The 9413-nt window shown below is 72.8% G+C and carries 13 protein-coding genes; 9 read left to right on the top strand and 4 right to left on the bottom strand.

Going from position 1 to position 9413, the window contains the following annotated elements; all coding sequences use genetic code 11:
- The first annotated feature begins 8 nt into the window (after nucleotides 1-8).
- From ABTY15_RS01930 to ABTY15_RS01910, 5 genes are all read left to right on the top strand, one after another.
- The gene (locus tag ABTY15_RS01930; RefSeq protein ID WP_350574505.1) at nucleotides 9-1583 is read left to right on the top strand and encodes a protein kinase domain-containing protein; all 1575 of its coding nucleotides are present in this window, start codon (nucleotides 9-11) and stop codon (nucleotides 1581-1583) included.
- A 160-nt stretch (nucleotides 1584-1743) separates the two neighbouring features.
- Nucleotides 1744-2178, top strand: a complete 435-nt coding sequence (locus ABTY15_RS01925) for a hypothetical protein (RefSeq protein ID WP_350574503.1) — start codon at nucleotides 1744-1746, stop codon at nucleotides 2176-2178.
- The gene (locus ABTY15_RS01920; protein ID WP_350574502.1) at nucleotides 2175-2786 is read left to right on the top strand and encodes a TetR/AcrR family transcriptional regulator; all 612 of its coding nucleotides are present in this window, start codon (nucleotides 2175-2177) and stop codon (nucleotides 2784-2786) included. Before ABTY15_RS01925 ends, ABTY15_RS01920 begins: the two co-directional genes overlap by 4 nt.
- 36 nt (nucleotides 2787-2822) lie before the next feature.
- Nucleotides 2823-3191, top strand: coding sequence for a VOC family protein (locus ABTY15_RS01915; RefSeq protein WP_350574500.1), 369 nt, complete (start codon nucleotides 2823-2825; stop codon nucleotides 3189-3191).
- Nucleotides 3192-3291: 100 nt separating this feature from the next.
- Nucleotides 3292-4068 (top strand): nucleotidyltransferase domain-containing protein, encoded by a 777-nt coding sequence (locus tag ABTY15_RS01910; protein WP_350574498.1) that lies wholly within the window; start codon nucleotides 3292-3294, stop codon nucleotides 4066-4068.
- Nucleotides 4069-4077: 9 nt separating this feature from the next.
- On the opposite strand, the gene ABTY15_RS01905 is transcribed toward ABTY15_RS01910, so the two are convergent.
- Both ABTY15_RS01905 and ABTY15_RS01900 read right to left on the bottom strand, forming a co-directional pair.
- Nucleotides 4078-4509, bottom strand: a complete 432-nt coding sequence (locus ABTY15_RS01905) for a nucleoside deaminase (protein ID WP_350574496.1) — start codon at nucleotides 4507-4509, stop codon at nucleotides 4078-4080.
- Nucleotides 4506-5384 (bottom strand): TIGR03619 family F420-dependent LLM class oxidoreductase, encoded by an 879-nt coding sequence (locus tag ABTY15_RS01900; RefSeq protein ID WP_350574494.1) that lies wholly within the window; start codon nucleotides 5382-5384, stop codon nucleotides 4506-4508. Before ABTY15_RS01900 ends, ABTY15_RS01905 begins: the two co-directional genes overlap by 4 nt.
- A gap of 94 nt (nucleotides 5385-5478) precedes the next feature.
- Here ABTY15_RS01900 and ABTY15_RS01895 point away from each other — a divergent pair, with 94 nt between their 5' ends.
- From ABTY15_RS01895 to ABTY15_RS01880, 4 genes are all read left to right on the top strand, one after another.
- Nucleotides 5479-5943, top strand: coding sequence for an Lrp/AsnC family transcriptional regulator (locus tag ABTY15_RS01895; RefSeq protein ID WP_350574492.1), 465 nt, complete (start codon nucleotides 5479-5481; stop codon nucleotides 5941-5943).
- Nucleotides 5944-5948: 5 nt separating this feature from the next.
- Nucleotides 5949-6404 carry a hypothetical protein gene (locus tag ABTY15_RS01890; RefSeq protein WP_350574490.1) on the top strand — a complete coding sequence of 152 codons (456 nt, stop codon included), beginning with the start codon at nucleotides 5949-5951 and terminating at the stop codon, nucleotides 6402-6404.
- A 93-nt stretch (nucleotides 6405-6497) separates the two neighbouring features.
- Complete coding sequence (locus tag ABTY15_RS01885) at nucleotides 6498-7751, top strand: sensor histidine kinase (RefSeq protein ID WP_350574488.1); 1254 nt, start codon at nucleotides 6498-6500, stop codon at nucleotides 7749-7751.
- On the top strand, nucleotides 7736-8389 hold the full coding sequence (locus ABTY15_RS01880; protein WP_350574486.1) for a response regulator transcription factor: 654 nt from the start codon (nucleotides 7736-7738) through the stop codon (nucleotides 8387-8389). The genes ABTY15_RS01885 and ABTY15_RS01880 overlap by 16 nt, the downstream gene beginning before the upstream one ends.
- On the opposite strand, the gene ABTY15_RS01875 is transcribed toward ABTY15_RS01880, so the two are convergent.
- Together ABTY15_RS01875 and ABTY15_RS01870 are read right to left on the bottom strand one after the other, a co-directional pair.
- Nucleotides 8368-8748 (bottom strand): GNAT family N-acetyltransferase, encoded by a 381-nt coding sequence (locus tag ABTY15_RS01875; protein WP_350574484.1) that lies wholly within the window; start codon nucleotides 8746-8748, stop codon nucleotides 8368-8370. The genes ABTY15_RS01880 and ABTY15_RS01875 overlap by 22 nt on opposite strands.
- 27 nt (nucleotides 8749-8775) lie before the next feature.
- Nucleotides 8776-9204, bottom strand: a complete 429-nt coding sequence (locus ABTY15_RS01870) for a glycine-rich domain-containing protein (RefSeq protein ID WP_350574482.1) — start codon at nucleotides 9202-9204, stop codon at nucleotides 8776-8778.
- Nucleotides 9205-9413: the final 209 nt, after the last annotated feature.

Below are 9413 nucleotides of genomic sequence, written 5' to 3'. Positions count from 1 at the left end.
GGTTCCGGGTGAACGGACGAGCGCTGAACGGGCGTTACGAACTCGTCGAGATACTCGGCGTCGGCGGCATGGCCACCGTCTGGCGCGGCCTGGACCACGTGCTGGGCCGGCAGGTGGCCGTCAAGGTCCTCAACGGGGGCCTCGCCGACGACCCGCGCTTCGCCGAGCGGTTCAGCCGCGAGGCGCAGCACGCCGCCATGCTGGTGCACCCGCGGATCGTCATGGTCTTCGACTCGGGCGTCGACCAGGGCACGCCGTTCATCGTCATGGAGCTGGTCCAGGGCCGCTCGCTGGCCGCCGTCCTGGCCCAGCAGCCGCAGCTGCCGGTGGAGCGCGCCGTCGGCATCGCGGCCGCGGTCTGCGAGGCGCTGTCCGTCGCGCACGCGGCCGGGCTGGTGCACCGGGACATCAAGCCCGGCAACATCATGATCACCGACGACGGCGGGGTGAAGGTCGTCGACTTCGGCATCGCCCGGGCCGGCTCCTCCAACAACCTGACCCAGACCGCCAGCGTGCTCGGCACGGCCGCCTACCTGTCGCCCGAGCAGGCCACCGCCTCCCCGCTGGACGGGCGCACCGACCTGTACGCGGTCGGCTGCGTGCTCACCGAGATGCTCACCGGCGAGACGCCGTTCACCGCCGAGACGCCGGTGGCGATCGCGTTCAAGCACGTCAGCGAGCAGCCGTCGGCGCCGTCGGTCCGCCGCCCCGGGTTGTCGCCCGCGCTGGACGCGGCGGTGCTGCGACTGCTCGCCAAGAACCCGGCCGACCGCCCGGCGGACGCCACCGCCGCCCGGGCCGAGCTGCTCGGCACCGTCCCCGGGCTGGCCGTCGGCGACCCGACCGCCGAGCTGCTGGCGACCACCTCCGCCGCGACCCAGCTGCTGCCGCCCGTCCCCGTCGCCGCCGGGGGCTTCCCGTCCGACCAGCAGCACACCACCCTGCTGCCGCCGCAGGCCGCCGCGGGCCCGGCCGCCACCTCGCTGCTGCCCCCGGTCCCGGCGTCGGCGTCGGCGTCGGCGGCTTTCGCGCCGCCGCCGAAGCCCGAGCGGGAGCGCGGCCGCCGGCCGCTGGTCCTCGGCGCGCTCGGCGTGGCCGGGCTGGCCGGGGTGGTGGCCATCGCGCTCACCGCCTTCGACGAGCCGCCCGGCAACGCGGCCGCGGCCAAGACCCCGGCGGCCACCGCGCCCGCCGCCCCGGCTCCGGCCACCACCGCCGCGCCCGCCCCGACGGCCGCCGCCCCCAGCAGCACGGCGGCGGTCCCGGTGCCCACCCCGACCATCCCGCGCAACCAGGCCCCGGCCCTCCAGCTGAACGCCCTGCGCCAGGCCGTCGCACAGGCCCAGGTCACCAAGGAGCGCGACCGTCAGGCGGATCTGCTGCGGATCCTGGACAGCGCCGCCGCCTCGCTCAACGAGGGCGCGCCCGACGACGCCACCCAGGACCTGAAGGACGCCCAGAAGGTGGTCCGCGACATGGCGAAGAAGCACGCCATCGACCCCGCCACCTACGCCAACTGGAACGCGCGGCTCAACGCGCTGTTCCTCACCCTGCACGCCACGGCCGTCGACCAGAACGACTGAGGTCCGGTAGCCCCGGGAGGGAGTGGGAAGTCGGCCCGGCCGACTTCCCGCTCCCTCCCTTTTTCGTGCCCGCGTTCTGCTGCTCCTTGCGAGGGGCGGGCCCTGCGCGCTAACTTGTCTACGTCATAAACATACACCGTCGACAAATGGGGGTTCCGCAATGCCGCACACGATCGCGATCGTCCTGCCGCTGGTCTGGCTGGGCTGGCTGGTCCTCACCGAGTGGGTGCCGATGTACCCGCTGAACGACCTGGCGCCGGGCAACCTCGGCGCCCGCCTGCTCGCCGCCTCGATCAACTACCCCCTCCCGCTGCTGATCGCGGCCGGCGTCGCGTTCGACCACACCTGGTCGCGGATCGGCGCGCTGGCGGTGTGCGGGCTGGTGCTGGCCGGACACCTGGCGAGCTGGTGGCTGCCGTACTTCGGGTTCAGCACCGCCGCGCAGCGCGAGCTGTACCGGCGGGACTACGCCCGGACGCTGAAGATCCTCCCCACCGAGGGCCGCGACGTGGTGATCGACGTCCAGCACCTGGTGGTCGGCGCGCTGACCCTGCTGATGACCGGCGCGACCGCGGCCGTCACCATGGGCGCATGAGTACCGACACGCCCCGGCGCCGGGCCGGCCGCCCCCCGCAGATCGACGCCGAAGGGATCGTCGTCGCCGCGGTGGCGCTGATCGACGCCGAGGGGCTGGAGGCGCTGACCATGCGTCGGCTCGGCACCGAACTCGGCGTGACGGCGATGTCGCTCTACCGCCACCTGCCCAACCGGGACGCAGTGCTGGCCGCCGTGGTCAACCGGCTGGCCGGCGAGGTCGCCGTCGAGGCGGCGGACGCGACGCCGTGGCCGCAGGCCCTGCACGGCTTCGCCCGCGCCTACCGCCGGATGCTGCTGGCCCACCCGAACGCCGTGCCGCTGCTGGCCACCCACCCGGTGGACGAGGCCGCCGGCCGGGCGGTGATCGCCCCGGTCCTGGAACGCTTCCGGGCCGCCGGGATCACCGACGGGGACGCCGTGACGGCGGTGCAGTCGGTCGCCGTCTACGTGCTGGGCCACGCCCTGGCCGAGGTCGGCACCCCGCCCGGCACCACCCGCGACCCGCAGCCCGCCGAGGCCGCGTACTACGACCAGTGGTTCGACGTCGGCCTGGACGCCATGGTCCAAGGCTTCCGCCACCGCCTCGCCGCCGACCCCTCCTGCTGAGAGATCGTCAATCCGTCGGCGCGGCACAATGGCCCCATGCTGACGATCGGATCCCTCGTCCTCGGTGTCTCCGACATGCCGCGCGCCGTCGCCTTCTGGACGGCCGCACTGGACTACGTCCCGCGCGCCGACGCCGACGACGAGTGGACGGTGCTCCTCCCCGCCGACGGCCCCGGCGTGCAGCTCGCCCTCGGGCTCAGCGAGTCGCCCGTCCAGGAGCACCCGCGGGTCCACCTCGACCTGTACGCGGGCGACGCCGCCGACCAGGCCGCCGAGGTCGAACGGCTGGTGGCCCTCGGCGCCGAGCGGGTCGACTGGGACCTCTACCCCGAGGACCCGGACTTCGTCGTCCTCGCCTGCCCGGAGGGCAACCGCTTCTGCGTCATCGACACCAGCCGGGGCTGATCCCGTCTCTGCGCCGTCGACACCGGTCGGGGCTGATCCGTCGTCCACAGCCTGTGGAAACTCCTTGGCGCCGCGGCGCCGGCGTGCGAAGGTCTACGCCGTGAACGACGTGCACGCCATGACCACCATGAGGCCCCCGGACGAGGAGCTGGTCGACCAGGCCCGCCGCCTGCTGGCCGAGCGGTTCCCCGACGCGCTGGGCGCCGTCCTGGCCGGCTCGGCCGCCGCCGGCCGGGCCACCGCCACCAGCGACCTCGACCTCGCCGTCCTGCTCGCCGACGGCGCCGGGACCTGCCGGGAGACGATCCGCTTCGAGGGGCGCGTGGTCGAGCTCTTCCTCCACACCCGGGCCGGCCTCGCCGAGCTCTTCGCCGCCGACGCGGCCTCCCGCCGCGCGGTCATCCAGACCATGTACGCCGACGGCCTCGTCCTGCACGACCCGCACGGCCATGTCGCCCGGGCCCGCGCCCGCGCCGAGGACGACCTGCTCGACGGCCCGCCGCCGCTCGACCCGGAGGCCGTCGAGACCAGGCGGTACGGGCTGACCGACCTCCTGGACGACCTCGCCGACACCCGGGACCGCGACGAGTCCCTGGCCGTCGGCGCCGCCGTCCTGAGCCTGGCCGCCGACCTCCTCTTCGACCAGAGCTCCACCTGGTCCGGCACCGGCAAGTGGTTCGCGCGCCAGCTCCGCGGAGCCCACTACCGGCTCGGCCCGGCCCTGCTCGACGGCCACCGCCGGCACTGCGAGACCGGCGATCCGGCCCTGCTCGCGGCCGCCGCCCGCGAGGTGCTCGACCTCGTCGGCGGCCCGCTCTCCGACGGCTACCGCCGTGCCTGGCAGGGCGTCATCACCCCGGTCACCGGCGGTCGGTAGCCCCAGGCGTCAGCGGTAGTACGGCTCGACCACGGCCCGTACCTCCTCGTGCAGGTACGGGCCGTCCTCCGGGACGTCCCGCCGGTCCACGCCCGGACGGATGGCCAGCAGCTGCTCGTCGGAGAGCGCGAACACCACCCGCCGCAGCCCCGCCAGCCGGATCACGGCCGCGCACATCCCGCACGGCCGGCAGCTGGTGTACAGCGTGGTCTCCGCCGCCTCGGCCGCCGTCAGCTCCCGCGCCGCCCAGCGGGCCAGCTTCAGCTCCGGGTGCGCGGTGACGTCCCGGTCGGTGAGCGTGGTGTTGTGATCCTCCGCCAGGACCGTTCCGTCCGGCGCCGCCAGCAGCGAGCCGAACGGCGGGTTGCCGCTCTCGCGGGCGGTGGCGGCGAGCGCGATCGCCCGGCGGAGGAGGGTGAGGTCGTCCTCGGTGGCGGTCATGACGGCTCCGTTCCGGTGCGGGGTGGGTTCAGGTGGGCGGCCACGGTGGCCAGTGCCTGCCAGGCCTGCTGAGGGTGGCGGGTCACCTCGGGGTCGCCGCCGTAGGTGTCGAGGACGACGGACTCGGCGCCCAGCAGCCGCAGTTCGTCGAGGTCGGCGAGGACCTGCTCGATCGTGCCCTCGCCGGCCAGGCGCTGCGGCCCGTCGTCCGGCGCCTCGTCGACCGGCGCCCCGGTGAGCCGCAGCGTGATCCGGGGCGCGAAGCCGGGCACCGGGCGCCCCTGCCCGTCCGCGTACGCCCGCAGCCGGGCGGCCGCCTCGCGCAGCCACGGCATGGTGCAGCGCAAGGGGTGCCAGGCGTCCCCGAGGTGCACGGCCCGGCGCAGCCCGGCGTCGCTGTTGCCGCCGACCCAGACCGGGATCCGCCGCTCGCCGTAGGAGGCGGTGTCCGTCCAGGCGCCCCGGATCGCCCGCAGGTGCTCGTCGGTCAGTCGGCCGCGCCGCTCGAAGGGGATGCCCAGCGCGGCGAACTCCTGCCGAGCCCAGCCCACCCCCATGCCGAGCACCAGCCGCCCGCCGGACAGCTCGTCCAGGTTGGCCGCCATCCGGGCGGTCAGCAGCGGGTGCCGGTACGGCGCGATCAGCACGGTGGTGCCCAGCCGCACCCGGGTGGTGAGGCCGGCCAGCCAGGCGAGCGTGGTGAACGGTTCGTAGAAGGGGGCCGGGTAGCGCTCGGCGACGTCGGGGGTGATCGCGACGTGGTCCGAGACCATCAGCAGGTCGAAGCCCAGGCCCTCCACGGTCTGGGCCCAGCTCCGCAGCACCCCGGGGTCGGCGCCGGGGCCGAAGTTGAGGACGTTGACTCCGATCTTCACGACGCCAAGCCTAGGGAGGTCGTACGGCCGTCCTGAAGGGATTCCTGCTCGTCATTCCGCTCCCTGCCCGTGGAATCCCCGGTAATCTGCCCGGATGACCGAGAGTCTCGACGCGACCGACTGGGCGATCCTCGCCGAGCTCCAGCAGGACGGCCGGATCCCGTTCACCGAACTGGCCCGCCGGGTGAACCTGAGCCCGTCCGCGACCACCGAACGCGTCCGCCGCCTGGAGGCGACCGGCGTGATCACCGGCTACCGGGCCGAGATCCACCTCGAACGCACCGGCCACGCCGTGCTCGCGGTCGTCCGCCTCAAGTACCCCGGCCCGGGCACCCGGCACGAGCCGCTGCGCCGGCTGCTCGCCGAGCGCCCCGAGATCCTGGAGTGCCTGCGCACCACCGGCGACGACTGCTACGTCCTCAAGGTCGCGACCACCTCGATGTCCCACCTGGAGCAGGTGGTCGACGAGCTCGCCCAGTTCGGCAGCACCACCACCAACCTGGTGCTCAGCCGGCCCCTCCCCTTCCGCGGCCCGCAGGCCGCCGCCCGCGCGGAGTGATCACCGTGGATTCCGTACCCCCGCCACCGGCCCGGCGACTCGGTCCGTACGAGCTGACCGACTCCGGGATCGCGGCCCTGCTGGCCCGCTACGAGTTCGGCGACGGCTGCCTGCGCCGGGTCGTCCTCGACCAGGAGTACGGCCCGCAGACCCGTGGCCGCGTCGTCCGGCTCGTGATCGAGGCCGCCCGGGTGACTGACGAGGTCCTGCGCTGGGAGCCGGTCTGCCTCGACCTGTTCGACGTCCGGCAGTTCCGGATCGACGAGAGCGTCGGCTTCTCCTGGCGGCTCTTCGACCAGCCGCAGTTCACCCGCTTCGACGGTCGGCTCCAGGTCGACCTGTGTGCCGAACGCTTCGGCAGCCTGAGCCCCTCGAGCGCGGCGGAGGTCTTCGAGGGATCGGAGTTGGTCTTCGAGGCCGCCGGCGGCAGCTGGAGCGTCCTGCACCCCTGGGATTCATGAGGCTGTGTGCCGGAGTGGGCCCAGCCCCACTTCAGGGCCCGCCTGTCGGAGTGTCAGACTCCGATGGAGCCTTGAACGGGGGAGGGGTTGGACATGCGGAAGGTGGTGTCCTGGGCGTCCGGCGCGTGCGTCGGGTTGGCGCGCGCGTGCGTGCTGGCGGCCGTCACCCTGCTGGTCCCGGCGGTGTGGGGCGGCGCCGTGGCACTCGGGATCTGGTGGGGAGCGGGCAACCCGTGGTCGTGGCTGTTACCGGTGGTGCTGGTGGGCACGGGCACGCTCGCCCTGTCCCGCCCGGTCTGCCGGGCGGTCCGACCCCTCCTCGCCGCGTGGACCGGCGCGGTCATCCCGGCCGGATACCGGAAGGCCGGCCCGGTGGTGCAGATGTCCACCGGCTACTGGTGGAACGGCTACGGGTACGAACGCACCGGCCGCGACGCCCGGATGGACCAGAAGTGGCGGCTCTGGTGGAGCGACCCGGCGACCTGGCGTGACCTGCGGTTCACCGTGATCGCGGGGGTCACCGTGGGCCCGGTCTCCGCCATCCCGCTTGCCGGACTGGTCGTTGCCGCCGTCGAGCTCTTCCAGCCGACACCCGCCATCCTCGGCGCACCCGGTCTTCTCATCGCCCTCGCCGCAGCCCCGTACGCCTGGCGGATCGTCGAGCCGGTGTCCGGCCGCTTCCTGCGCGCCTCGCGCGCGATGGCACTCGTCGATCGGGTCGACGAACTCACGGCCCAGCGCGCCGATGTGACCATCACCCAGGCCGCCGAGATCCGCCGGATCGAACGGGACCTGCACGACGGCGCGCAGGCCGGCCTGGTCTCGCTCGGGATCTCCCTGGCGACAGCGGAGAAACTGATGGAGACCAACCCCGAACGGGCCCGCGCCCTGATGCGCCAGGCCCGGGCCGGCGCCGTGTCCTCCCTGACCGAACTGCGCGAACTCGTCCGGGGCATCAACCCGCCGGTCCTCAGCGAGCGCGGCTTGGTCGACGCGGTACGCGCGCTGGCGCTCAACAGCCCGCTGGAGGTGGCGTTCGATGCCGACCTCCAACTCCGGCTGGACCCGCCGCTCGAAGCCGCCGTGTACTTCGGGATCGCCGAACTCCTCACCAACGCCGCCAAACACGCCCGCACGACCCGGGCCCGGATCTCCCTCACCCGCACCGCCACCGGCATCCTCGCCACCGTCGAGGACGAGGGCCGCGGCGGTGTCGAGGTCCAGGCGGGAGGCGGGCTCGACGGCCTGCGCCGCCGCCTCGCCGTCTTCGACGGCACGCTGGAGATCAGCAGCCCGCCCGGCGGCCCGACCCGAGCCACGATGAAGGTGCCATGCGAATCCTTGTAGCCGAAGACCTGTACCTGCTCCGCGAGGGCATGGTCCACCTGCTGGAGGCCTACGGACACGAGGTGGTGGCCACGGCGTCCACCGGCCCCGAGACCCTCGAAGCACTGCTGACCTGGCGCCCCGACGTGTCCGTCGTGGATGTCCGGATGCCCCCGACCCAGTCCGACGAGGGCCTGAAAGCCGCCCTCGCCGCCCGCCGCGAGATCCCCGGCCTGCCGGTGCTGATCCTCTCCCAACACGTCGAACAGCTCTACGCCCGCGAGCTGCTGGCCGACGGCGGCGGCGGTGTCGGCTACTTCCTCAAGGAGAGCGTCTTCGAGGCCGACCAGTTCGTCAGCGCCCTCGAACGCGTAGCTGCCGGTGGCACGGCGATGGACCCAGCCGTCGTCACCAGCCTGCTGACCAGCGGCTCCGCCGCCACCAGCCACCTCGCCCGCCTCACCGACCGGGAGCGCGAGGTGCTGGGCCTGATGGCCGAAGGCCTCTCCAACCAGGCCATCGGCCAGCAGTTGTTTCTGAGCGAGAGCGCCATCAGCAAATACACGACGTCGTTGTTCGGCAAACTCGGCATCACCGACAACGACACCCACAACCGCCGCGTCCTGGCGGTCCTCACCTACCTGAACACCACCCCCTGAGTGAACCCCCAGTCCACGGTCAGCCGGGTGGCCTCAGTGGCATAGCCGCAGCCTCGGGCCTGAGGGGCGAGGCCGAGGATGAACTCCGAAGTCTGCTTGCGGAAGTTGACGTTGAGGATCGACATTCCTACCGGTTCGCCGTCGTCCAGTCGGATCACCTCGAAGGCGCTGTGTGCCCGGTCCTGGCTGTTGCGCTCCCAGCGGGCACGCCGCGCCTCGATCGTCACGGGAAGCTGAGCGCCGTAGCCCATGACGGAACCAGGGTCGGTCTCCCATCGGTGGTACTGGGGAAGCATCTCGGCTCGGGTGAGCCCCAGGGCGAGTTTGTCGCCCGTCAGCAGGATCTTCGGTTCGCTCAACGTCGACTCCTCTGCTTTCGCCACCAGTTAGACGGCGTTGCCCTCTGAACAGCCCTTCTGGCACTGGCTGCACGAACCGCACTTCTTCGTGAACTCGCAGTCTGCGGCGCACGTCGCCCAGAGGGCGGCGTCCACCTCGAACCCGCACTCGCGGATGGCGTTCACGGTGTCGGCGACGGTGGTCCCGTCGCCGGGATTCTCTTCGTCAGTCGGCACGTGATGCATGAAGTGTCCCGCGATTCCGTGGCAGAACGCGGCGTACTCGCGCGTGTGCAGGATGAAGGTGTGCCAACCGATGTCCACGAGGCTGGACGGTCCGAGTCCGAGGCCCGGCCGCTCGGCGCAGGCGCCGAGGAATGCGAGGGCCTGGTCCATCACGCGCTCGGCGAGGGGCCGGTCCATGTCCTCGTCCGTCACGATCCGGGCGACCATCCGCCCGAACAGCTCCGGATCCACCAGGGATCGGCCGGTGATCCGGTCGCAGTTTGGGCATCGCCCCAGATACTCGGACAGTGATCGACATCGCTCTCCGGGTCCACGCCGAAGAACTGCAGCTCGATACCAGCCTCCCTCACTCGGGGTTGCCTGCGCTCGGATGACGGTCTCGTTCTGTGATCGGTGATGTCAAGTGGCGTGACGGTCAGGCAGGTTGCGGGTCTGGGGCG

This window comes from Kitasatospora sp. NPDC097643, from assembly GCF_040302625.1.
Lineage (GTDB): Bacteria > Actinomycetota > Actinomycetes > Streptomycetales > Streptomycetaceae > Kitasatospora.
This window is presented reverse-complemented; position numbering and strand designations above follow the sequence as displayed.